Below are 22,800 nucleotides of genomic sequence, written 5' to 3'. Positions count from 1 at the left end.
TCGGTGACGTATGGCATTCACGCTGTCCGACGAACACGATGCGATTCGCGAGGCCGTCCGCGAGTTCGGCGAAAACGAGTTGGCACCGGTCGCCGAGGAACACGACCAGGAAGGGAAGTACCCCGAGGACCTCCGCCGGAAGGCCGCCGAGTACGACTTCGTCGCGCCGAGTATCCCGCTCGAGTACGGCGGTGCCGGCATGGACAAGATCGCCTCGACGATCGTCACCGAGGAGCTCTGGCGTGCCGACCCGGGAATCGGTTCGGCCATCGGGAGCGCCGGCTTCGGCTCGAACATGATCATCGAGTTCGGCGACGAGTGGATGAAAGAGGAGTGGCTGCCCAAGATCGCAAACGGCGAGGTCGCGTCGGTGTCGATGATCTCCGAGCCCGCTCACGGCTCGAACGTCGCCGGGATGGAGACCGTCGCCGAGAAGGACGGCGACGAGTACGTCGCTAACGGCAACAAGATGTGGATCACCAACGGGACCGTCGCCGACGTCGGCGTCCTCATGGCCAAGACGAACCCCGGCGAGGGCCACCGCGGCATCACCGCCTTCCTCGTCGACATGGACTGGGACGGCATCAAGACCGAGAAGATCGACAACAAACTCGGTATCCGCGCGTCGGACCTCGCCGAAGTCATCATCGACGACGTCCGCATTCCCGAGGAGAACGTCATCGGCGAAGTCGACAAAGGATTCTACCAGCTGATGGAGTTCTTCGCCGCCGGCCGGACTAACGTCGCCGCCCAGGCGGTCGGCGCCGCCCAGGGTGCGCTCGACGCCGCCATCGAGTACGCCAACGAGCGCGAGCAGTTCGACCAGAAGATCTCCGAGTTCCAGGCCATCCAGCACAAGATCGCCGAGATGGCGACCAAGGTCGAGGCCGCCCGCTCCCTGACCTACCGCGCCGCCTCGCAGGTCGAGCAGGAGAACCAGGACATCGCCGCGCAGTACTCGAGCATGGCGAAGTACTTCGCGAGCGAGATCTCGGTCGAAGTCGCCGACGAGGGCATTCAGGTCCACGGCGGCTCGGGCTACGTGACGGACTACCCCGCCGAACGCTACTACCGCGACGCCCGCATCACGAAGATCTACGAGGGCACCAGCGAGATCCAGAAGAACATCATCGCCGACCAGATCCTCTAATCGGGCGCCGCTCGAGGACGGATTCGGGACGCGAATATCTCGGTATTTTTGCAGTCGGCTACCGGATAGCTTGCACGATTCTCCAGGGCTACTGAGGCCCATTTCGGCCGTTGAATGTGTACTCGAGGACGAATTTGGATTCTGCAGAGAACGCGGTCAGAAGGGGGACGCGACGGGACTCGAGGCCCCGGTCCATCGCGTGGATCCGAGCCGCGAGCGGGGTCTACTCGAGCCGACTCTACCGCTCCGGCACGCGGAGTTCGACGGCCGCCCCCTGCCACGTCCACCGTTTGTCTCGTCGCTTGCGCTCACGGTCGTTCCTCCCGTTCGCAACCCGCAGTTCTCGCTCACTTCGTTCGCTCCGAACTGCGCTCTCCTCCCTCGCAAAATCTGGACCAAAAAGGCTAGTTCGATCGCCTCAGTCGACGTTGAACTCGATGGCCGCCCCCTGACCGTAGCCGACGCACATCGTCGAGAGCCCGAGGCCGCCGCCTCGGCGCTGGAGTTCGTGGATCAGCGTGACCGGCAAGCGGGCACCCGACGCGCCGAGCGGGTGGCCGATGGCGATCGCGCCGCCGTTGACGTTGAACCGGTCGTCGTCGAAGCCGAGTTCGTCCCGGCAGTAGATCGTCTGGCTCGCGAAGGCCTCGTTGAGTTCCACGAGGTCGTAGTCGTCGGCCGACCGACCGTTGCGTTCCCAGATTCCCTCCACCGCGGGCACCGGGCCGATCCCCATCACCGTGGGGTCGACGCCGGCGACGTTGTGATCCTCGATTTCGGCCAGGATCTCGAGGCCCCGCTCCTCGGCGAACTCTCTGCTCGTGATCAGAACCCCGGCAGCGCCGTCGGAGACCTGCGAGGCGTTTGCGGCGGTGACTGTGCCCTCTTCCTCGAAGGCGGGCGGCAGGCCGGCGATCTTTTCGGTCGTGGTGCCGGGGCGAAGGCCCTCGTCCTCGGCGACGGTCCCGTCGTCCGTTTCGATGGGGACGATTTCGTCGTCGAACGCGCCGGCTTCGGTGGCCTCGCAGGCTCGTTGCTGACTCCGAGCACCGTACTCGTCCTGTTCTTCCCTGCCGATATCGTACTCTCGAGCGACCTTCTCGGCGGTCTGGCCCATCGCGAGCCCGGCCGCGTCGTACTGTTCCGCGATGCCGGCGTAGGAGTCGATCCCCTTTCGGCGCTCGTTTCGGGACATGTTCTCGACGCCACCCGCGACGATGACCTCGCGCTGGCCCGCCCGAATCGCGTCGCTGGCGCTCATGATCGCCTCCGCCGAGGAGGCACAGAGCCTGTCGATGGTGGTGCCCGGTACCGACTCGCCGAGTTCGGAGAGGAGAGCGATGACGCGTGCGATATTGTTGCTCTGCTCGTTGACCTGCTTGGCACACCCCCACCGGATATCGTCGACGACCTCGCCCGAGAGACCCGTTCGCTCGAGCATCTCGTTTACTAACGGCACCGAGAGCGCTTCGCTGCCGGTCTCGGCGTAGACGCCGCCGTGTTTTCCCTGCGGAGTTCTGACCGCCTGCACGATAACTGGCTGGCTGCCGCTCATTGGTATCCGATACCTCTCGCCGTGGCAGTAAAGTAGCTCCGTTCTTCGCTATTCGATCGAAAGGGAACGCTTTTGAGTATTTCCGCAGAGGGGTCACACATGCAAATCGCAGTTCTCGGAGCCGGCAGTATGGGACACGGAATCGCACAGGTCTCCGCGATGGCGGGCCACGACGTGGTCCTCCGAGACATCGAGGAAGCGTTCGTCGAAAACGGCCTCGAGGGGATTCGAGACAACCTCCAGGGCGGCGTCGACCGGGACAAGCTCGACGAGTCGGAGATGGAAGCGACCCTCGAGCGCATCGAGGGGACGACCGACCTCGCGGGAGCGGTCGAAGACGCCGACCTCGTCGTCGAGGCGGTGCCCGAGGACATGGACCTGAAGAAGGAGGTCTTCGCGGACGTCGAAGACGCCGCTGGCGAGGACACCGTCATCGCCTCGAACACCTCCTCGCTGTCGGTCACGGAGATGGCCAGCGCGCTCGAGCACCCCGAACGCGCCGTCGGATTGCATTTCTTTAATCCGCCGCATCTCATGGATCTGGTGGAGATCGTCATCGCCGAGCGGACCGACGAGCGCACCGAGGAGTTCGCCGTCGACTACGTGCAGGGTATCGGGAAGGAGGACGTCGTCGTCCGCGACACGGCCGGCTTCGCCACCTCGCGACTCGGCCTCGCGCTCGGTCTCGAGGCGATCCGGATGGTCGAGCAGGGCGTCGCCAGCCCGGCCGACATCGACGAGGGGATGGAGATCGGGTACGGTCACCCGATGGGGCCCCTCGAGTTGACCGACCACGTCGGGCTGGACGTGCGCTTGCACATCGCCGAACACCTCCGCGAGGAGCTCGGCGAGCGGTTCAAGCCGCCCCAGTCCCTGCGCCGGAAGGTCCGGGCGGGCAACCTCGGCAAGAAAAGCGGCGAGGGCTACTACGTCTGGGAGGACGGCGAACGCGTCGGTATGAGCGGCGACTGGGGCGAAGACGCGTAGGACCGATACCGGCAGTAGCGGACGGCGAGTTCGACCCGGCCGGGCGCGACGCGCCCGGCTCCAGGGGACGAGAAACCCAACTAGTTAGGCAAATCGGTTGTTTCGCTGTCCCCGGTACCTGCTGGTACCGTCCGTGGATTCGGACGGCGGCCCCACGGCCGTGGGAAAACGACGGGGCCACGTTGCCACTCGGTCACCACTCCCAGTCCCTCGGCCCACGTGCCGGCCGGGCGGTCCGAGATCCGCCGCCCGTCCGCTTCCCGTCGACTCGTGACGGTCGACCGACCGAAATCGAACGGCATAGATCTCGCCAATGCGGATCCTTTTAGCCACCCCTGAGCAAGGGTGACGTATGTCTCTCGAGCCGAGCGCCGACCCGGCCGCCGACCGGCGAGCGAACTACGACTATCGGAGCGACGACGTCGATCGTCCGGCCCTGGTCGCGGACCTCGAGGAACTCGTCGCCTGCGAGGTCCGCGCGGACTCTTACTCTCGCGAACTGTACGCGACCGACGCGAGCGCCTACGAGCTGACGCCGATCGCCGTCGCCTTTCCGGAGTCGACCGCCGACGTTTCGGGTATCCTCGAGTACTGCGCGGAGCGCGAAATTCCGGTCCTCCCGCGTGGCGGCGGGACGAGCCTCGCCGGGCAGACGGTCAACCGGGCCGTCGTCCTCGACTTCACGCGGTACATGAACGAGATCCGCGAGATCGACCCCGACGGCCACTGTGCGACGGTCCAGCCCGGAACGATCCTCGGGACGCTGAACGAGGCCCTCGAGCCCCACGGCCTCAAGTTCGCCCCCGACCCCGCGTGGGGCGACAAGAGCGCCATCGGCGGCGCGATCGGCAACAATTCGACCGGCTCGCACTCGCTGCAGTACGGCAAGACCGACGCCTACATCGAAGAAGTCGAGGCCGTCCTCGCCGACGGCACCGTCACCCGCTTCGGCGAGGTCACGCTCGAGGAAATCGGCGAGCGGGCCGACCCCGACGGCGACCTCGAGGGCCGGCTCTACGCCGAAGTCGAGCGCATCATCGCGGAGGACGCGGATCGGATCGCGGAGACCTACCCGGATCTCAAGCGCAACGTCTCGGGTTACAATCTCGACCGGCTCGTCGCCGAGGCTCGCGGCGAGGAGCTGCCGGGCGGGGAAGAAACCGGGGAGGCGGGCACCGTCAACCTCGCGCGGCTGCTGGCCGGCAGCGAGGGCACGCTGGCGATCGTCACCGAGGCGACCGTCTCGCTCGAGCCGATCCCCGAAACGAAGGCCGTCTCCCTGCTCTGCTATCCCGACCTCCACCAGGCGATGCGAGACGTCGAGCCCGTCCTCGCACACGATCCCGCCGCCGTCGAGGTGCTCGACGATGTGTTGATCGATCTCGCGCGGGACACCGCCGAGTTCGGCCCCGTCACGCGGATGCTTCCCGACGGGACGAACGCCGTCCTTCTGGTGGAGTTCTACGCCGAGGACGACGACCACGGGAGAGAGCGGGTCGCCGGCCTGCTCGCCGACCGCCTGCCGTCGGCGACGCCCGCGGCGGAACCGGCCGCGGACGCCCCGCGAAGCGAACGCGAGACGCTCGCGATCGAGGCCCTCGAGGCCTACGACGACGCCGAGCGCGCGAAGCTGTGGAAGCTCCGCAAGTCCGGGCTCCCGATTTTGCTCTCGCGGACGACCGACGAGAAGCACATCTCCTTCATCGAGGATACCGCCATTCCGCCGGCGCGGCTCCCCGAGTTCGTCGAGGGCTTCGAGGCGATCCTCGAGGAACACGGCACCTACGCCAGCTTTTACGCGCACGCGGGACCCGGCGTGCTCCACGTCCGGCCGCTCGTGAACACGAAGACCGACGTGGGCCTCGAGCAGCTCCACGGGATCGCGGACGATGTAACGGACCTCGTGGTCGAACTGGGCGGCTCCGTTTCGGGCGAGCACGGCGACGGCCGCGCCCGCACCCAGTGGAATCAAAAGCGCTACGGCGACGAACTCTGGGAGACCTTTCAGGATCTCAAGACGGCGTTCGATCCCGACTGGATACTGAATCCGGGACAGGTCGTCTTCCGCGAGGAGAATCCGACGGATCTGCGAGACCACCTGCGATTCGACCCCGACTACGAGTTCGAGGCCGGCTTCGAGCCCGCGCTCGAGTGGGAGAACGACAACGGCATGCAGGGCATGGTCGAGCTCTGTCACGGCTGTGGCGGCTGTCGCGGCGAGCAGGAGACCACCGGCGGCGTGATGTGCCCGACCTACCGAGCGAGCCGGGAGGAGATCACGGCGACCCGCGGCCGGGCGAACGCGCTCCGACAGGCAATGAGCGGCGACCTCGAGCCCGAAGAAGCCGTTTCCGACGAGTTCGTCGAGGAGGTGATGGGACTGTGTATCGGCTGCAAGGGCTGTGCCATCGACTGTCCGAGCGAGGTCGACATGGCGAAGCTCAAGGCCGAAGTCACCCACGAGTACCACCAGCGCAACGGCGCGAGTCTCCGGGATCGACTCTTCGCCAACGTGTCGGCCCTCTCGAAGTGGGGGAGCCGGCTCGCGCCGCTGTCGAACGCCCTGCCGAAAGTGCCGGGTGCCCGCGAGGCCCTCGAGGTCGCCGCCGGGATCGACGCCGACCGGCCGCTGCCGACGTTCCGCGCGGAGACGTTTCGGGACTGGTTCCGTGAGCGAGGCGGCGAAGCCGCCTCGGAAAGACGAGCAGCGGCGGTACGAGCGGAGCGAGGCGGCGCGACTCGCCGAGCCATCCTCTACCCGGATACCTACACCAACTACAGCCATCCCGACGCCGGGAAGGCGGCCGTTCGGGTGCTCGAGGCCGCCGGCGTCCACGTCGCCGTCCCCGACGACCTCGGCGATACCGGTCGCCCGGCGTTTTCGAAGGGATTCCTCGAGAAGGCGGAAGACGCCGCCCGCGAGAACGTGAACGCGCTCGCCCCGCGGGTCGCGGACGGCTGGGACGTGGTCGTAATCGAGCCCTCCGACGCGGTCATGTTTCAGAAGGACTACCTCGATCTCCTCTCCACCGAGACCGCGGAGACGCTCGCGAGCGCCACCTACGGGGTCTGCGAGTACGTCGACGCCTTCCGGCTGGACGAGGAGATCGATTTCGACGAGCGCAGGGCGACAGGCGAACTGGTCTACCACGGCCACTGCCACCAGAAGTCGGTCGCGAAGGACCACCACGCCGTCGGCGTGCTCCGACGGGCGGGCTACGCCGTCGACCCGCTCGATTCGGGCTGCTGTGGGATGGCCGGCAGTTTCGGCTACGAGTCCGAACACGCCTCGATGAGCGACGCCATCGCCTCGATCCTCTACGACCAGGTCGACGAGAGCGACGGCGACCGCGTCGTCGCTCCCGGCGCTTCCTGCCGGACACAACTCGAGAACAGACCCGGCGCGTCCGAGGAGCCGCCGACGCCGATCGAAATCGTGGCCGAAGCGCTCGACCGTCGGTAAGTACGACATTCCGCACGGCACGCCGTTTTTCGCCGTTCGGACGGCGGTTGTCTTCGCGTGGGGCGAGTTTCCGACGGATGTGAACCGATGTTTCTGACGGATGCGACTCGGTGGGAGTTCGACGCGCAGGCCACCAGTCCCGGTAGTCCCGTCGATACCGATGGGTCGGACCGTATCGAGTCGGCGTCTTCGAGCGGTGTGACAAGTTTTCTTTACATTTATGTGGGAGGGCCAACAACTGTCGCGTATGCCCAATACCCCACTCAGGGCCTACGGTGCGCTCCTGGTCCTCGTCGCAGCGATCGCCAGTGGAATCGTTATCGCCGCCGGGTTCGTGGCGATCGAGTTCGTCCTCGAGACGATCACGGTCTGGGGCTACATCGGTGCCGTGGGCGTGATGGTCGTCTGCGGGTTCATCGGTGCGTTCGTCGATCTCCGAGGGATCCTCGAGCGGGAGTTCGTCGGGGAGGATCGAACGGAGTCCGACGCGGCCGACTCGAGCGGCGTGCCGATGGGGTCGTTTCTCCCCCTGCAGTACAGCCTGTTGTTGTTTCTGATTCCGGCACTTGCCGTTCCCGCGCTTAAGGTCGTAATCGGCAGCCTGCCCGCCGATCCGTCGCTCGGATCGCTCCTCGTTCATCCGACGATATTCGTCGTGATCTTCAACGGCGTCTACTACGGACGGACGCGCCGCGGTGCGGGCGGCGTCATCGACGAACGTGATGTCCGTAACTTAGATCTCTCGTTGATCGTCACGGGAGCCGTCCTCCTCGGCTCGATCGTGGGCCTGTACGGCTGGTACGCGATCAGTGGCGGGACCGTGCCGCGGGAGGTCGACGTCCTCGCTGCGATCGCCGTCGTCACGGTACTGACCGTCCTCGGCGCGACGGAGATACGCCAGCGTATTTGATACCGGCGACCGACGTCCGAGCAAGGGATGGAGAACGACCTCCGGGACAAACGCACGGAACGCGGGCTCACCCAGCAGGAACTCGCCGATTCGGTCGGCGTGAGCCGCCAGACGATCTACGCGATCGAGAATTCGAAGTACGATCCGTCGCTGGAACTGGCGTTCAAGTTCGCTCGTCGGTTCGACTGCGCCGTCGAGGATCTCTTCCACCCGGAACTGGACGATTCCTGAGGATCGACATCGCTTCTCGAGTCCGTTTCCGCACGTCCAGCGGTGTCGTTTAGAGCCCGACCAGTTCGTCGTAGCGCGCGCCCGTCTGCTTCAGCGTCTCGGTCGAGTAGAGTCGCTCGTGGTCGACGGGGAGGTAGTCGGCGGCGAGTTCGTCGATCTTCGCGTCGACGGCCTCGGGGTCGCGACCGTGGATCATCGTGAACAGGTTGTACGACCACTCCTGCTCGGGCCGGCGCGGTCGGTGGTAACAGAGCGTTACGTAGGAGAGTTCGCCCGCGCGCTTGCCCCACTCGTCGAGGTCGTCGTCGGGGACGTCCCAGACGACCATGCAGTTGGCGTCGAACCCCGTTACGACGTGGTTGATCACGCACCCGATCCGCTTGAGACACCCGCTCTCGAGCAGGCGCTCGATAGCCGCGAGCACGTCTTCGACCGCGTACCCCACGTTCGCGGCGATATCCCGATACGGCGTCGCCGACAGGGGGAACCCGTCCTGAATCTCGAGGAGGAGTTCGGCCTCGAGCGCGGAGAGATCGCCCGTGGCCTCCTCGCTGATCCGGGTGGCCGAGGAGTCGGTGCGCCGCGCCAGCGATTCGCGCGCGAAACGATCGCTATTGACGACGGGGAACTCGAGGTCGATATAGTAGTCGGTCAGCATCGGCAGGTTCAACACGGCACAGCCGGTTCGGGCCTCGATGTCGGCGAGGATCTCGTCGCGGGCCTCGCGCGAGCCGGCGGTAACGACGAACCACATGTTCCACTCGTGATCGCGGGCGTAGTTGTGGTTGACCTGCCGATACTCGTTGATGACGGTCGCGATCTCGTCGAAGCGGTCCGCGGGTGCCCGCACCGCGGCGAGCGTCGAGGAGCCGATCACGGGCGGGTTGAGTACGGCACCGAACCGGCGGACGATCCCCGCCTCCCGGAGTGCGCGAACGCGGTCGATCGCCGCCGATTCCTCGAGTCCGAGGTCGGCGGCGACGCGGCGGAACGGGCGCGCTTCGATCGGAAAGCCGCTCTGATAGCCGTCGATCAGCGCCGCGTCCGCGTCGTCGATGGCCTCGCGCCAGTCCCCCGACAGGCTACTCATTGGTTGCCCTAGGGAGAAGGGGACCGTATCGTTTTCGGGTCCGACTCGAGCCGCGCGCGACGGAGCCGTTCTTGTGGTTCATCCGAGTATCGGCTCGAAACCCGTCAATTGACGGCCGAACGAGCGCCGGAAGCGGGAGACTTTTGCGCGATCCGGCCTAACGGGTGCACAACATGGCGCACGCAACCCAGGAATTCGGCGACTGGCCGCTCAAGCGGCTCATGACCGAAGTCGTCGGCTCCGGCCCGAAGTCGGCCGACGATATGACCCGCGAACAGGCTCGAGAGGCGTTCCAGCGCATTCTGGCGGGCGAACCGGACGAAACGACGCTCGGCGCGTTCTGGCTGGCCAACCGCTGGAAGCGAAACATCCCGACGGAGCTGGCGGCCTACGCCGACGTGATGCGCGAGGAGTCGGTCGTCCCCGCCGAGCCGGAGTGCGATCCGGTCGACTGCGGGGCGAACTACGACGGCAAGCACAGCTCCGCCGTCCTCGGCGTCGGCGCCGGCGTCGTCGCCGCGGCCGCGGGCACCCCCATCGTCGTCCACTCCGGCGATCGCGTCCCGACGCAGAAAGCGACGGCGTACAAACACGTCCTCGACGAGCTCGGCGTCCGAACCGAACTCGAGCCCGACGAGAGCGCGAACATGGTCGACGAGACCGGCTTCGGCTTCTACTACCAGCCGAATTTCAACCCCGGGGTTCAGGACCTGTACGGTCGGCGCGATCAGATGGGGGTCCGAACGTTCGTTAACACCGTCGAGACGATCGCGAACCCGTCGAACGCCGACGTTCACCTCGGCTCGTTCTACCATCTCGCCTTCGCGAAGAAGCTGACCGACACGCTCGTCGAAAGCGAGGAACTCGACTACTCCCGCGCGATCTTCTTCCAGGGAATGGAGGGGTACGACGACATCCGTCCCGGCTACACCAAAGTCGCCGAATGGGACGCCGGAAACGAGGAACTCGAGGACTACGAGATCGAGACCGCCGAGTACGGCATGGAGATGGAAGCCGAGGATCTAGAAGTCGACGACGTGACCGCCGATTCCGCGGCGATCACCGAGGAAGTCCTCGCCGGCGACCGCGAAGACCACTTCACCGACGCGATCGCGCTCAACGGCGCGTTCCGGATGTACGCCCGACAGGACGTCGACAGTCTCGAGGACGGACTCGAGCGGGCCCGCGAGGTCATCGCCGACGGCAGCGCACAGGCCGTGCTCGAAGATCTCCGGGCGTTCTGAACCGAACGTTCTGCGGCGGGCGTTGTGAGCCGGACGTTCGTCGCGGTCGAACACGTTCCTACCGTTGCTCGAGCGGAGTTCGAGCCGGCACGCAGTATCGGCCGCAGCTCGTCGAAATGGAGATCGTTCCACTCTGTCGACTATAGTCTAGATTTGATGTGTGTGCCATTCGACTGGGGACAGCAACAGAAAAGAGAGAGAGTGGGGAAGACGGCCATTCGCGGCCGAAGTAGAGGGTTTTGACGTTTCTCGACCCGAACACGACCGGGCCATCTCCAACCTGACGGAAGGCTCGTACCCTTCCGCTTACGGCGGTTTCTCGCTCGGGATCGGTTTTTGGAGCGGAACTCGAATAGGTATATGAAATAATACAGTACTCCACTAGTATAATCAGAGATATATTTTGGCGGTTTTCCCGACCCTCGTTACCGGCAGTTCTGATTTGCGACTCGAGCACGCGATCGCATCGGCGGCTCACTTCCGACCACACGGTGTGACGACGAGGAATCGGGGGGTTTCGCCTCGCACCGTCCGTAATCGGTGTTCGGTACGGTCGTCGGGAGAACGAATTCGCGACGGCCGATACGGTCCGTTGTACCGATCTCCCGGAGCAATCGCAGGCCGGTTCGCGGGTGCTCCGGAGCTGACTTCCAACAAACCGTATGAAACGGCGAACGATGTACCTTTTTGACTGTTGCCCGTGACCACCGTACATGGACCGATCATTCGACACTGTCCTGGTAGAGTACGACGAGGATCGCGGCGTCGGCACGATCACGATGAACCGACCGGACGCGCTGAACGCGCTGAGCGCGCAGTTGCGAGACGACATCGTCGCCGGGCTCGAGTCCCTCGAGGAGCGAAACGAGGGTGCAGACGGCGTCGCCCTGCGCGCCGTGGTGCTCGAGGGAGCCGGCGAGAAGGCCTTCTGTGCCGGCGCGGACATCGGCGGCTTCTCCGATGCGTCCGCCGGCGGCTCTTCGGCTCGGACGCATTACGACGTCATCCGGGACTTCCCGGCCCCGGTCATCGCGAAGATCGACGGCTACTGTCTGGGCGGCGGCCTCGAGACCGCGCTGGCCTGTGACTTCCGGCTGGCAAGCGAGGGCAGCACGTTCGGCTTCCCCGAAGTGAATCTCGGCATTCTCCCCGGTGCCGGCGGCGTCCAGTACGTCGAGAAACTGGCCGGTCCCGCCGTCGCGAAGGAACTCGCGATGACCGGGAAACACATCTCGGCGGAGCGAGCGGGGGAGGAAGGGATCGTCAATCACGTCTACGCTGACGACGAGCTCGAGGACGAGGTCGACGAATTCGTCACCGAACTCGCCGGGCAGGCACCGCTGGCGATCCAGGGGATCAAGAAGTCCACGGATATGGCCGTTCACTCCGGACTCGAGGAGGGGCTGGCGTACGACCGCTCGCTCTTCCAGGAGCTGCTCAAGACGGAAGACCACGCGGAAGGCGCGGCGGCGTTCGCCGAAGACCGCGACCCCGAGTTCGAAGGGAAGTAACGACTTCGCACCGGTAACTTTCGTTTTGCGCCATCCGACGAACCAGCCTGCGGTGGCGCGCGCCGTGTCGCGGTGAGTGACGAACGAACCGCGACGCAACGCTGCGCGAGGTTGTCGCGAGTGAAACGAGCGACTGCTCGGAAGACGCACCGCGTCTTCCGTCGGATGAGCGAAGGAACGGAGTGACGGAGCGAATCGGTTGGGGAGGACGTGGAATTCCTAGTTGCCACGGTAGCAGGACGCTCTCACTCGTTGGTTCTAAACACCACTCAACGAGTGTCATCGACCAAGATAGAGTGTACTGCTATCGTGGCGACACGGAGGAACCACACCCTCCCCAGCCGATTCGCTCGCTACACTCGCTCATCCCTCGCGCAGTATCGAACCGCAGTTCGCTTATCGCTCACTGCGGTTCAGCGCGCGCCACCGCAAATCGATTCATCAGTCAAAAACTGAAGCGAATCCGCAACAGTTGCCGAAACAGCCCTCAGTCCCACTCCTCGCCGAGGCCGGCCAGCGAGAACGGGCCGACGGGGAGGTTGTATCCGTCCTCGAGCGCCTTGTCGACCTGTTCCTCCGTGGCGATCCCCTCGTCGACGATCTTCTTGGCCTCTTCGCGCATCGCCGCGTGACAGCGGTTGGCGAGGAAGCCGTAGGAACCGGGGTCGTCGTCGATGGTGACGCGCGTCTTCCCGAGTTCGTCGACGAGTTCCTCGGCGCGCTCGACGACGGCCTCGTCGGTCTCCGGTGCCTGGACGATCTCGACCATATCCATGACCGCGACCGGGTTGAAGAAGTGCGTGACCGCGACGCGGGAGGGATCGTCGACGGCGTTGGCGATCGACGTGACGGCGAACCCGCTCGTGTTCGAGTACAGCGGCTGCTCGTCCGTGACCTCGTTTAAGTCGCGAAAGACCTGCCCCTTGATCGCCAGGTCTTCGGTGACCGCTTCGATGGTGAAGTCGGTCCCGTCCGTCGCCGCGTCGAGATCCGTGGTGAACGTCATCCGGTCCAGGACCGCCTCTTTCTCTTCTTCGGAGAGATAGCCGCCCTCGACGGCGTCGTCGAGCCCGTAGTTGCCCGAGATCACGCGCTCGCGGGCCTCGTCGGCCAGTTCCTCGTTGATCTCGCGGACGGCCACCTCGTAGCCGTTCCGTGCGAGTACCTGTGCAATACCGGCGCCCATGATGCCGCCGCCAACGACGGCAGCACTCTGTTGTGCCATGCCATCACCCTTCATCAGTATCGACTTAGTTCTTGTCAACTGACGTGGCTGCTCGGGTCGGCCGGCGCTCTCTCCGGGTGTCAAATACCCGAAGACATTTTATCATTGGTATGGACAACCATGACATGGCAATCGGACAGTACCGCGACGACCCGGCGGAGATGGACGACGTCGAGCGCGAGGTAGCCGCGGCGCAGTACCCCGAGGGCGGGCTCGTGGTCGGTCTCGGTATCGGGATCGTCCTCCCCGTACTGACGCTCCAGACGCTACTCGTCGTCACACCCTTCCTCGGCGGTATCATCGGGTTCGTCCTCGGGCGACGGTTCCGCGACTACGCGATTCGTCGCCGCCGCAGGGACCGTTCGGCGACGGAATGAGCGCGATTACCGACGGCGACGGGGAGACGCTTTCCTCGAGCATCGGCATCATCGGGGTGTTGGCGCTCCTGGTCGGGAACGCGATCTCGATCCCGATATTCGTCTTGCCGGGGCCGCTGGCGGGGACCGCGGGGCCGGCGCTCGTGCTGGCGATCGTGCTGGCAGCGATCCCGGCCGGGTTCGTCGTCCTCTACAACGCCTTGCTCGGCTCGGCGATGCCGGTCGCCGGCGGTCTGTACGTCTACATCTCTCGACTCACGGCCCCCTACTGGGGGTTTCTGGTTCCGTTCACGATCCCCCTCGTCGCGTGGGCGTCGCTGCTCATTACGGCGACCGGCTTCGCCGAGTACACCCGAATTTTCTTCGACGCGCCGTCGACGTGGCTCATCTACGTCCTGCTCGGGTTCGTCTTGCTCGTTAACGTCGTCGGGCTCAGGGTCGTCGCGCAGGTGCAGATCGTCTTTTTCGGCGGCCTCGTCGTCGCGCTCCTGACGTTCATCCTCCCCGGGGTGACCGCGATCGAGACCGCCAATTACGCCCCGTTCTTCCCGGATTACGGCGGGTTCGCGCTCGCGGTCGTCGCGCTGTTCTACCCGTTCCTCGGATTCGGGTTACTGATCGAACTCGGGGAGGAGATAGACGACCCCGGACGGACGATCCCGCTCGTACTGGGGCTCGGAATCGGTATCGTCGTGTTGTTTTACGTGGGGCTGATCGCCGTTCTCGTCGGGGTCGTTCCGTCCGCGGAACTGGGGAACGAAGCCGATCTCGCGCTCGCCGCCTCGAGATATCTCCCCTGGTGGGGCGAGTACGTCGTCGCCGCCGGCGCGATCTTCGCGGTCGTCACCACGGTGAACACGACGCTGCTCGTCTTCTCCCGAACGCTCATGCGCGCGAGCCGTGACGGCATTCTCCCGGCGTCGCTGTCCCGGGTTCATCCCCGGTTCGACACGCCCCACTACGCGGTCGCCGTGCTCGGCGTCCCGCCGTTCGCGCTCGTCCCCCTCGCGGACGAAATCGTCGGGCTCTCCGTCTTCATCGGCCTGGCCAGTCTCACGGCGTACTTCTTCTGTGCCATCGGCCTCTGGAACCTGCCGCGGGAGTTCCCGGCACACTACGCCAACGCCCCGTTTCGACTCCGCCGATACCGCGGGCTCCTCCTCGCGGTAGTGGGCGGGGGAATCGCCACCGGCGCGTTCTGGCTGGTCACGCTCCTCCAGCGACCCGTCGTGGGCGTCGTCCTCATCGGCTGGTTCGGCGTGGCGTACGTCTACTACCGATACCGACTCGCCAAGACCGACCGAATCGAAACGTACCGAACGATGACCACGCTCGACGTCCACGAGCGCGTCGAGGAGAGCGAGGCCCAACGCGCCTCGGATGACGCGAGCGGGGACACCCCGCGAGCGAACACCGGCGAGAGCGGCGACTAACTGACGGACCGCACCTCCGCCCCCGTGTCGGCTGCCAGCCCACACGGTCCGAACGGAGTCCCTAACGAGTCGAACACAACCGACAACCACCGCACATTTAATAGTCGAGTCGACATATGTGTGGTATGGCAACAGAGTACACGCCGACTGCGATGATGGACCGGGAGTCCAGATCGAACCGCTACTATCGAAACGCGGTCGAGCGCCACTGGGACCCCGGCGAGATCGACCTCGAGGAAGACGTCGAGAACCTCCTCGAGTTCATCGAGGCCTCGGAGTCCTACGACCGGGAGTCGTGGTACGGGACCCTCAACGGCATCGCGAAGTTCGGCGCGGGCGAGGACGCGGTCACCGAGGATCTCGCGCCGCTGGGGGCCGTCCTCGATAACATCGACGACCAGCTGTTCCTGACGACCCAGCTCTACGAGGAGGCCAAACACGCCGACTTCTTCGATCGCTACTGGCGCGAAGTCGTCTGGACGGTCGAAGACGAACTCGGCTGGGAGCGATCGGACCCCCGCCACGAGCGGTGGTTCAACGACCCGTACATCGAGCTGTTCGACCGCAACCGGAAGGCGCAGTTCCGGCTGCTCGAAGAGGACACGCCCGAAAACCGAGCAAAGGCGTACTGCCACTACCACCTCACGGTCGAGGGCATCCTCGCCCAGACCGGCTACTACGGGATGCAGACCTCCTACGGCGGCGAGTTCGAGGACCTGCCGCACCTGCCGGGGCTCGTTCAGGGCTTCACCAAGATCCGCAGCGACGAGGGTCGCCACGTCGGCTTCGGGATGAACCAGCTCAAGAAGCTCATCGCCGAGGGCGTCGACCCCGCGCTCATCGAGGAGACGGTCGAGGACCTCCTCCCGCTCGTACAGGGGATCACCGAGGACGAGCGGTTCCAGCCGGACGATCCCGAGGAACGCGTCGGCCTCGAGGACGGGAGACTGGCCGCCTACGCGGTCGACAAGCACACCGACCGGATGCAACAGATCACGGACGCCGCGGCCGATATCCCGGACGTCGACGAGCTAGTGCAACTCGAGGGCGACGACTGACGGAACGAGGCGGCGGCTGACGGGGCGAGGCGACTGCCGACGCAGCGGCGGTCGCCGCGGTGGCCGGCTGCCCGACGACAGTAGGCTTTTGAGAGAAGACCGGGACGTGGTACCATGCAGCTCGATTCCGTCCGAGTACTCGACCTGTCCCGCCTGCTTCCGGGCCCGTACGCGACGCAACTGCTCGCCGACGCGGGCGCCGACGTGATCAAAGTCGAGGACACCGACGCGGGAGACTACGCGCGGTACACGCCGCCGACGACGGACCGCGGCGTCGGCGCGCTGTTCGACGGCGTCAACCGGGGCAAGCGGAGCATCGCCGTCGACCTGAAATCGGCGGCGGGGCGGGACGCCTTCTACGGACTCGTCGCGGACGCCGACGTCGTCTTCGAGCAGTTCCGACCGAGCGTCGCCGAGCGACTCGGGATCGACTACGAAACGCTGCTCGAGTACAACGAGGAGGTCGTCTACTGCTCGCTTTCGGGGTACGGTCAAACCGGGCCGTACGCCGAGCGCGCGGGCCACGACCTCAACTACGTCGGGCTCGCAGGGCTGCTCGATATGACCCGCGAGGACGAGGCGATGGCACCGCAAATCCCGGGCTACCAGATCGGCGACCTCGGCGGCGGGCTGTTCGCGGCCTTCAGCATCGTCGGCGGACTCCTGTCTCGCGAACTCGGCAACGGCGGCGAGTATATCGACGTGGCCATGACCGACGTGGTCGCCTCGTTCTCGCAGGCGGTTTCACACGGAGCGCTCACCGGCGACGATCCCCGGCCCGGCGAGACCGCGCTCACCGGACGGTACCCCTGGTACGACGTGTACGAGGCGGCCGACGGGCGCTACGTGACGCTCGCGGCGCTCGAGCCGAAGTTCTGGGAGGCGTTCTGCGAGGAGACCGGACGAGTGGAGCTGATCGACGCTCACGGCACCGACGACCCGGCCGAACTCGAGGCGGTCCGCGAGGAACTCGAGTCGCTGTTCGCGAGCCGCTCGCGGGACGAGTGGCTCGAGGCGCTCTCCGACGAGACGATGGTCGGGCCGGTGTGTACGCCCGCCGAAGCCCTCGAGCACCCCCAGCTCGAGGCGCGCGGACTGATCGAGCGGTCGGCGGACGCGCCGCCGCGGATCGGCTTCCCGGCACGGGGATCGAACGCGTCCGAGAGTCACGACGAGTCGCTTCCGGGCCACGGAGAGGACACCGACGACCTGCTCGCGTCGATGGGGTACGACGAAAGCGAGCGGGCCGACCTCCGCGAGTCCGGGATCATCCGCTGACGGCTCCGTTCATCCGTCGCGGCGGCGTGCCCCTCCCAAATCATAAGGTACTGGACAGAATAGGGACGATGGCTATGATGGGAGTCGAGTTAACACTTGACAAAATTCTCGAACGGGCGGTCGACCTGTTTCCCGACCGGGAACTGGTGACGAAACTGCCCGACGGGAGGGTGCACCGATACACGTACGCCGACGCGTCCGAACGGATCAACCGGCTCGCGCACGCGCTCGACGAACTCGGCCTCGAGCGGGGCGACCGCGTCGGCGTCGTCGCGACGAACCACTACCGGCACTTCGAACTGTACTTCGGGCCGGCCTGTTCGGGGCGGTCGATCCACATGTGCAACATGCGACTGCCCGATCACCACTTCGTCCACACGGTCGACGACGCCGAGGACCGGGTGATCTTCGTCGATCCCGGCCTCATCGAAAAGGTCGAGGCGAACGCCGACGACCTCGAGACGGTCGAGCAGTACGTCGTGCTGGACGACGAGGTCCCCGAGACCGACCTCGAGCCGGTCACTGACTACGAGTCGCTACTCGAGGGCCACTCGAGCGAATACGAGTGGCCCGACATCGACGAGGACGCGGAGTACGGGATGTGCCACACCTCGGGGACGACGGGGCTGCCCAAGGGCGTCGCCTACTCCCACCGGGCGATGTATCTCCACAGCATCATGGGCGGTCACACCGACGCCAACGCGATCGGCGAGCGCGACACCGTGCTCCCGGTCGTCCCCATGTTCCACGCCAACGGTTGGGGGATTCCCTACGGCGCGACGCTCGTCGGCGCGAAGCAGGTCTTCCCCTCGGTCCACACCGACCCCGAGTCGATCGCGCGCCTGATCGCCGAGGAGGACGTCACGTTCTCGGCGGCGGTGCCGACCATCTGGCTCGAGATGGCCGAGTTCTTGGACGAGAATCCCGAGGTCGACATCTCGAACATCGATCGGCTGACGGTCGGGGGTTCGGCGCCGCCTGAATCGCTCATCCGGAAGTACGACGAGGAGTACGACGCGCCGATCATCCAGGGGTGGGGAATGACCGAGACCTCGCCCCTCGGAACCCTCAGCACGCTCCGCAAGGAGGCTGCGGAACTCCCGAGCGACGAACAGTACGAGTACCGAACCAAGGCGGGCCTCCCCGTCCCGGGGATGCAGACCCGCATCGTCGACGACGACGGCGAGGAGGTCCCCGCCGACGGGGAGACGATGGGCGAATTGCAGGTCCGCAGCCCGTGGGTGACCGACGGCTATCACAACCGACCCGAGGAGAACGAGCAGGCGTTTACGGACGACGGCTTCCTGCGGACCGGTGACATCGCCACTCGCGACGAGATGGGCTACGTCGACGTCGTCGACCGCGACAAGGACGTGATCAAGTCCGGCGGCGAGTGGATTTCGTCGGTGCAACTCGAGAACGAACTGATCGGCCACGAGGGTGTCAGCGAAGCGACGGTCATCGCCGTCGAGCACGAGCGCTGGCAGGAACGGCCCATGGCGATCGTGGTACCGAAGGCGGGGACGGACCTCACGGAGGACGACCTCGAGGCCCACCTCGCCGAGACGTTCCCCTCCTGGTGGCTGCCCGACGCCTACGAGTTCGTCGACGAAATCCCGAAGACCTCGACCGGGAAGTTCGACAAGAAAACGCTGCGCGAGCGGTTCGACGTGGTCCTCGAGGCGGAAGACGACGAGCCCGCGGCCCAGCAGTGAGCGGTTCAGAGAACGCGTTTCAACATGGTAACAAACACCACAGGCGGCGTGAGCTTCGACACCGACGACGAGACCCGACTGATCCTCGAGAGTCTGGACGACTTCGTCGAACGAGAGGTCGACCCGATCGTCGAAGAACTGGGAGACGTCTACACCAACCCCCGCAAGGGACACCACGAGAACGGGCGCGTGACCGACGAGGTGCTCGAGGCCCGAGACGAGATCCGACGCCGATCCGCCGAGGCCGGCTTCTACGCGATGAACCTGCCGGAGGACGCGGGCGGCGACGGCATCTCACCAGTGACGTGGTATCGGGCGAAGAAACACGTCGCCAGCCACGGCGGCGGCCTCGAGCGCTACGTCCTCGCCGGTCCCGAAGGGCCGAAACCGCTCCTGTTGCAGGCCGAGGGCGAGCAGGTCGAGCGCTACCTCGAGCCCGTGGTCCGCGGCGAGAAGTCGACGGCGTTCGGCCAGACCGAGCCCGGTGTGGGGTCTGACTCGCCGAACATGGAGACGACCGCAAAGAGGGACGGGGACGAATGGGTGATCGACGGCCGCAAGCAGTGGATCACCAACGCGCCCTACGCGGACTTCGTCCAGCTATTCGCTCGGACGACGCCCCAGGAGGAGGGCGGCCGCTACGGCGGCATCACCTGCTTCATCGTCGAGCGCGACGAGTACGAGATCGGGTCGTACAACAACGCCGTCGGCGCGGAGGGATCACAGGCCGAGATCGTTCTGGACGGCGTGTGCGTCCCCGAGGACCGCGTGCTCGGCGCGGTCGACGAGGCCTTCTACGCCGCGATGGACTTCCTCTCGCTCGGGCGACTCGAGCTGGGTGCCGAGGCCGTGGGGTACAGCGAGTACCTGCTCGAGGAGGCGAGCGAGTACGTCACCGAGCGGGAGGCCTTCGGGGAACCGATCGGGAACTTCCAGCAGGTCTCCACGAAGCTCGCGACGGGGCGAGCGAAGACCTACGCGGCCGACGCGGCGGGGCTGAAACTCGCCTGGAAGATGGCCGAAGGCGAGCGGACGATCATGGACTCGTCGGTGCTGAAGTGGTTCGCGACGAACGTCCTCTGGGAGGTCGCCGACGCGGCCGTGCAGGTCCACGGCGCGAACGGGTTGGCCGAGGAGAATCCCTACATGGACCTGGTCCATCAGGCGCGGATCCTGCGGATCGTCGAGGGAACCGACGAAATTCAGCTCAACACGATCGCGAAATCGATGGGGATCACGGACTGATCCGGATGGTCGCATCACCCACACGCACGACTGCCGCGGGGCTCGCGAGAGGGATCCGGGACGGAGTGTACTCGCCGACCGAGGTCGTCGACGCCGCCCTCGAGCGCATCCGCGAGCGAAACGACCGGACGAACGCGTTCGTCACGGTGACGGACGATCTGGCCCGCGAGATGGCCGAAGACGCGGAGCGGGCGATCGACGAGGGCGAGCCGCTCGGGCCGCTGCACGGCGTCCCCGTCGCGATCAAGGACCTCGACGACGTCGAGGGGGTCACGACGACCTCGGGATCGCTGCTCTTCGAGGGCCGCGTGGCCGAGTCGGATTCGCCGTTCGTCGCCCGGCTCAGGGAGGCGGGCGCCATCGTCGTCGGGAAGACGAACACGCCCGAGTTCGGGCTCGGGACGACGACCGACAACCGCGTCGCCGGGCCGACCGGAACGCCGTTCGATCCCGACCGCGTCTCGGGTGGCTCCTCCGGCGGGGCCGGCGCGGCGCTCGGCGACCGGCTCGTCCCGCTCGCACCAGGCTCCGACGCCGGCGGCTCGGTCCGGATCCCGGCGAGCTTCTGTGGCGTGTACGGACTGAAACCCACGCAGGGCGTGATCCCGAACGTCAGCCGCCCGAACGGGTTCGCGAGCCACACGCCGTTCTCGACGACGGGACCGATGGCCCGGACGGTCGAGGACGCGGCGCTCTCGCTCGACGTGATGGCGGGGATTCACCCGCGCGATCCCTTCTCGGTCCCGAAGCACGGCGAGTACCGCGCGGCGGTCGACCGCCCGATCGACGAGTTGGACGTCGCGTACAGCCCCGATATGGGGATCTACCCCGTCGATCCGGCGGTGCGCGAGGTCCTCGAGGACGCCGTCTCGGCGTTCGAACGCGCCGGCGCGACCGTCGACGCGGTCGATCCCGATCTGGGCCACACTAACGAGGAGATACTGGACGCCTACTACACGATGGCGACCGTGCGGTGGGGATCGCTGCTCGAGAACCTCGAGGACGAGGGCTTCGACCCGCTCGGCGAGGACCGCGGCCGCCTTCGGCCGTATCTCGTCGACCTCATCATGGACGCCGAGGAGCCGACCACGCGGGAGTACAAGCGCGCTGACGTCGTTCGGACCCGCGTCCTCGACGGACTGGGAGACCTGTTCGCCGAGTTCGATCTCCTCGCGACGGCCACCTGCGGAACGACGCCGTTCCCCCACGGTGAGGAACCGACGGAGATCGACGGCGTCGAGATCGAGCCGTACCGCGGCTGGGTGCTCACGCAACCGTTCAACCTCACCGGCCAGCCGGCGGCCTCGGTCCCGGCCGGCGTCGTCGACGGGCTTCCGGTCGGCATGCAAATCGCGGGCCCACGCCACGCCGACGACGACGTGATCGCCGCAAGCGCCGCGTTCGAGCGCCAGCGGCCGTGGCGCGACACGTATCCCGAGTGACCGGGACGGCGCAGTCGACGGTTTTTCGCGTGCGATCAGAAGCTAAAGAGGTCGATCCCGCCAGTGACGCCGACGATCTGTCCCGTGACGTAGGAGGCTTGCTCCGAGCAGAGGTACGCGACCGTGTTGGCCACGTCCTCCTCCGTCCCGAGGTGGCGCATCGGCGTCGCTTCGGCGATACGAGCGTAGTACTCGTCGACGTTCTCCCGGAGTTCATCGGGGTCCATATCGGCCCAGTCGCCGACGACGATGTTGGGCGCGATGACGTTCGAGGTCACCCCGGACTGGGCTCCCTCGAGCGCCATCGTCCGGCCGACGCCGATCATAGCGGCCTTCGTCGCGGAGTAGGAGATCTGACCGAAGCCGCCGTACCAGCCGGCCATCGAAGACATGTTCACGACGCGACCCCAGCCGCGGTCGCACATCTCCGGGAAGACCTCCGCGCTGATGTTGTACGTGCCCGTGAGGTTGATCTCCACGTCGCGGTTCCAGACGTCGTCGTCGTAGTCGGCCAGCCGCGAGCGCGCGTCGACCATCGCGGCGTTGTTCACGAGGATGTCGACGCCGCCGAAGGCGTCGCGGACCTCGTCTATCGAGTCCGCCACGTCCTGTCGGTCGGTGAGATCGCACTCGAGGGCCATCGCATCCCCGTTGTCAGCGGTCTCGTCGATCTCGTCGGCGACCTCCCGCGCGCCGTCGGCGTCCACGTCGAGGACGACGACGTTCGCACCCTCCTCCGCGAGCAATCGACAGTCGGCGCTTCCGATCCGTCCGGCTCCGCCGGTGACGACAGCGGTCCGGTCCCGTAGTCCGAAGTCCATCGTCCGAGCGACTACTACGCTATCTGATTTAATCATTGTGTCGCGATAGCAGCGAACACGGTTTT

General features: G+C 66.1%; 18 protein-coding genes. 14 read left to right on the top strand and 4 right to left on the bottom strand.

Features of this window, described 5'->3' with window-relative positions; genetic code table 11:
* The first annotated feature begins 10 nt into the window (after nt 1-10).
* Nucleotides 11-1,150: an acyl-CoA dehydrogenase family protein gene (locus tag AC0QDI_RS19845; RefSeq protein ID WP_474671108.1), complete on the top strand. Its 1,140-nt coding sequence runs from the start codon at nt 11-13 to the stop codon at nt 1,148-1,150.
* Nucleotides 1,151-1,568: 418 nt separating this feature from the next.
* Here AC0QDI_RS19845 and AC0QDI_RS19840 read toward each other — a convergent pair whose 3' ends face one another.
* Nucleotides 1,569-2,705 (bottom strand): thiolase family protein, encoded by a 1,137-nt coding sequence (locus tag AC0QDI_RS19840; protein ID WP_474671106.1) that lies wholly within the window; start codon nt 2,703-2,705, stop codon nt 1,569-1,571.
* 99 nt (nt 2,706-2,804) lie between these two features.
* On the opposite strand from AC0QDI_RS19840, the gene AC0QDI_RS19835 reads away from it, so the two are divergent.
* From AC0QDI_RS19835 to AC0QDI_RS19820, 4 genes are all read left to right on the top strand, one after another.
* Nucleotides 2,805-3,692, top strand: coding sequence for a 3-hydroxyacyl-CoA dehydrogenase family protein (locus tag AC0QDI_RS19835; RefSeq protein WP_474671104.1), 888 nt, complete (start codon nt 2,805-2,807; stop codon nt 3,690-3,692).
* Nucleotides 3,693-4,044: 352 nt separating this feature from the next.
* A complete protein-coding gene (locus tag AC0QDI_RS19830; RefSeq protein ID WP_474671102.1) occupies nt 4,045-7,155 on the top strand; it encodes an FAD-binding and (Fe-S)-binding domain-containing protein in 3,111 nt (1,036 codons plus the stop codon).
* A 247-nt stretch (nt 7,156-7,402) separates the two neighbouring features.
* Nucleotides 7,403-8,065 carry a hypothetical protein gene (locus AC0QDI_RS19825; RefSeq protein ID WP_474671100.1) on the top strand — a complete coding sequence of 221 codons (663 nt, stop codon included), beginning with the start codon at nt 7,403-7,405 and terminating at the stop codon, nt 8,063-8,065.
* A 27-nt stretch (nt 8,066-8,092) separates the two neighbouring features.
* A complete protein-coding gene (locus AC0QDI_RS19820; protein WP_474671098.1) occupies nt 8,093-8,296 on the top strand; it encodes a helix-turn-helix transcriptional regulator in 204 nt (67 codons plus the stop codon).
* A 49-nt stretch (nt 8,297-8,345) separates the two neighbouring features.
* On the opposite strand, the gene ahbB is transcribed toward AC0QDI_RS19820, so the two are convergent.
* Nucleotides 8,346-9,386: a siroheme decarboxylase subunit beta gene (gene ahbB / locus AC0QDI_RS19815; RefSeq protein WP_474671097.1), complete on the bottom strand. Its 1,041-nt coding sequence runs from the start codon at nt 9,384-9,386 to the stop codon at nt 8,346-8,348.
* Nucleotides 9,387-9,559: 173 nt separating this feature from the next.
* On the opposite strand from ahbB, the gene AC0QDI_RS19810 reads away from it, so the two are divergent.
* Together AC0QDI_RS19810 and AC0QDI_RS19805 are read left to right on the top strand one after the other, a co-directional pair.
* Nucleotides 9,560-10,630 (top strand): anthranilate phosphoribosyltransferase, encoded by a 1,071-nt coding sequence (locus tag AC0QDI_RS19810; protein ID WP_474671095.1) that lies wholly within the window; start codon nt 9,560-9,562, stop codon nt 10,628-10,630.
* A gap of 713 nt (nt 10,631-11,343) precedes the next feature.
* A complete protein-coding gene (locus AC0QDI_RS19805; RefSeq protein ID WP_474671093.1) occupies nt 11,344-12,141 on the top strand; it encodes an enoyl-CoA hydratase/isomerase family protein in 798 nt (265 codons plus the stop codon).
* Nucleotides 12,142-12,628: 487 nt separating this feature from the next.
* Here AC0QDI_RS19805 and AC0QDI_RS19800 read toward each other — a convergent pair whose 3' ends face one another.
* Complete coding sequence (locus tag AC0QDI_RS19800; RefSeq protein ID WP_474671091.1) at nt 12,629-13,366, bottom strand: 3-hydroxyacyl-CoA dehydrogenase family protein; 738 nt, start codon at nt 13,364-13,366, stop codon at nt 12,629-12,631.
* 125 nt (nt 13,367-13,491) lie between these two features.
* Between AC0QDI_RS19800 and AC0QDI_RS19795 the strand changes: the two genes are divergently transcribed.
* The 7 genes from AC0QDI_RS19795 (at nt 13,492) to AC0QDI_RS19765 (ending at nt 21,914) form a co-directional block, all read left to right on the top strand.
* Complete coding sequence (locus AC0QDI_RS19795) at nt 13,492-13,743, top strand: hypothetical protein (RefSeq protein ID WP_474671089.1); 252 nt, start codon at nt 13,492-13,494, stop codon at nt 13,741-13,743.
* On the top strand, nt 13,740-15,176 hold the full coding sequence (locus AC0QDI_RS19790) for an APC family permease (protein WP_474671087.1): 1,437 nt from the start codon (nt 13,740-13,742) through the stop codon (nt 15,174-15,176). Before AC0QDI_RS19795 ends, AC0QDI_RS19790 begins: the two co-directional genes overlap by 4 nt.
* 125 nt (nt 15,177-15,301) lie before the next feature.
* Entirely contained in the window at nt 15,302-16,234 is a 933-nt protein-coding gene (locus tag AC0QDI_RS19785) for a ferritin family protein (RefSeq protein WP_474671086.1), read from the top strand.
* A 114-nt stretch (nt 16,235-16,348) separates the two neighbouring features.
* The gene (locus AC0QDI_RS19780; RefSeq protein ID WP_474671085.1) at nt 16,349-17,512 is read left to right on the top strand and encodes a CaiB/BaiF CoA transferase family protein; all 1,164 of its coding nucleotides are present in this window, start codon (nt 16,349-16,351) and stop codon (nt 17,510-17,512) included.
* Nucleotides 17,513-17,589: 77 nt separating this feature from the next.
* Nucleotides 17,590-19,227, top strand: coding sequence for a long-chain fatty acid--CoA ligase (locus AC0QDI_RS19775; protein ID WP_474671084.1), 1,638 nt, complete (start codon nt 17,590-17,592; stop codon nt 19,225-19,227).
* A 24-nt stretch (nt 19,228-19,251) separates the two neighbouring features.
* Nucleotides 19,252-20,472, top strand: coding sequence for an acyl-CoA dehydrogenase family protein (locus AC0QDI_RS19770; protein WP_474671083.1), 1,221 nt, complete (start codon nt 19,252-19,254; stop codon nt 20,470-20,472).
* 5 nt (nt 20,473-20,477) lie between these two features.
* The gene (locus AC0QDI_RS19765) at nt 20,478-21,914 is read left to right on the top strand and encodes an amidase (RefSeq protein WP_474671082.1); all 1,437 of its coding nucleotides are present in this window, start codon (nt 20,478-20,480) and stop codon (nt 21,912-21,914) included.
* Between the two features lie 35 nt (nt 21,915-21,949).
* On the opposite strand, the gene AC0QDI_RS19760 is transcribed toward AC0QDI_RS19765, so the two are convergent.
* Complete coding sequence (locus tag AC0QDI_RS19760; RefSeq protein ID WP_474671081.1) at nt 21,950-22,735, bottom strand: SDR family NAD(P)-dependent oxidoreductase; 786 nt, start codon at nt 22,733-22,735, stop codon at nt 21,950-21,952.
* Nucleotides 22,736-22,800 lie beyond the last annotated feature (65 nt).

Source organism: Natrinema sp. LJW11 (assembly GCF_056135975.1).
The sequence above is the reverse complement of the archived record's forward strand: the minus strand, read 5'-3'. Positions and strand labels throughout refer to the sequence as shown.

What these genes read in the sequence shown, in the direction of transcription:
- AC0QDI_RS19845 (WP_474671108.1), top strand. Translation starts at nt 11, where the DNA reads ATGGCATTCACGCTGTCCGACGAACACGATGCGATTCGCGAGGCCGTC.
- AC0QDI_RS19840 (WP_474671106.1), bottom strand. Translation starts at nt 2,705, where the DNA reads ATGAGCGGCAGCCAGCCAGTTATCGTGCAGGCGGTCAGAACTCCGCAG.
- AC0QDI_RS19835 (WP_474671104.1), top strand. Translation starts at nt 2,805, where the DNA reads ATGCAAATCGCAGTTCTCGGAGCCGGCAGTATGGGACACGGAATCGCA.
- AC0QDI_RS19830 (WP_474671102.1), top strand. Translation starts at nt 4,045, where the DNA reads ATGTCTCTCGAGCCGAGCGCCGACCCGGCCGCCGACCGGCGAGCGAAC.
- AC0QDI_RS19825 (WP_474671100.1), top strand. Translation starts at nt 7,403, where the DNA reads ATGCCCAATACCCCACTCAGGGCCTACGGTGCGCTCCTGGTCCTCGTC.
- AC0QDI_RS19820 (WP_474671098.1), top strand. Translation starts at nt 8,093, where the DNA reads ATGGAGAACGACCTCCGGGACAAACGCACGGAACGCGGGCTCACCCAG.
- ahbB (WP_474671097.1), bottom strand. Translation starts at nt 9,386, where the DNA reads ATGAGTAGCCTGTCGGGGGACTGGCGCGAGGCCATCGACGACGCGGAC.
- AC0QDI_RS19810 (WP_474671095.1), top strand. Translation starts at nt 9,560, where the DNA reads ATGGCGCACGCAACCCAGGAATTCGGCGACTGGCCGCTCAAGCGGCTC.
- AC0QDI_RS19805 (WP_474671093.1), top strand. Translation starts at nt 11,344, where the DNA reads ATGGACCGATCATTCGACACTGTCCTGGTAGAGTACGACGAGGATCGC.
- AC0QDI_RS19800 (WP_474671091.1), bottom strand. Translation starts at nt 13,366, where the DNA reads ATGGCACAACAGAGTGCTGCCGTCGTTGGCGGCGGCATCATGGGCGCC.
- AC0QDI_RS19795 (WP_474671089.1), top strand. Translation starts at nt 13,492, where the DNA reads ATGGCAATCGGACAGTACCGCGACGACCCGGCGGAGATGGACGACGTC.
- AC0QDI_RS19790 (WP_474671087.1), top strand. Translation starts at nt 13,740, where the DNA reads ATGAGCGCGATTACCGACGGCGACGGGGAGACGCTTTCCTCGAGCATC.
- AC0QDI_RS19785 (WP_474671086.1), top strand. Translation starts at nt 15,302, where the DNA reads ATGGCAACAGAGTACACGCCGACTGCGATGATGGACCGGGAGTCCAGA.
- AC0QDI_RS19780 (WP_474671085.1), top strand. Translation starts at nt 16,349, where the DNA reads ATGCAGCTCGATTCCGTCCGAGTACTCGACCTGTCCCGCCTGCTTCCG.
- AC0QDI_RS19775 (WP_474671084.1), top strand. Translation starts at nt 17,590, where the DNA reads ATGGGAGTCGAGTTAACACTTGACAAAATTCTCGAACGGGCGGTCGAC.
- AC0QDI_RS19770 (WP_474671083.1), top strand. Translation starts at nt 19,252, where the DNA reads ATGGTAACAAACACCACAGGCGGCGTGAGCTTCGACACCGACGACGAG.
- AC0QDI_RS19765 (WP_474671082.1), top strand. Translation starts at nt 20,478, where the DNA reads ATGGTCGCATCACCCACACGCACGACTGCCGCGGGGCTCGCGAGAGGG.
- AC0QDI_RS19760 (WP_474671081.1), bottom strand. Translation starts at nt 22,735, where the DNA reads ATGGACTTCGGACTACGGGACCGGACCGCTGTCGTCACCGGCGGAGCC.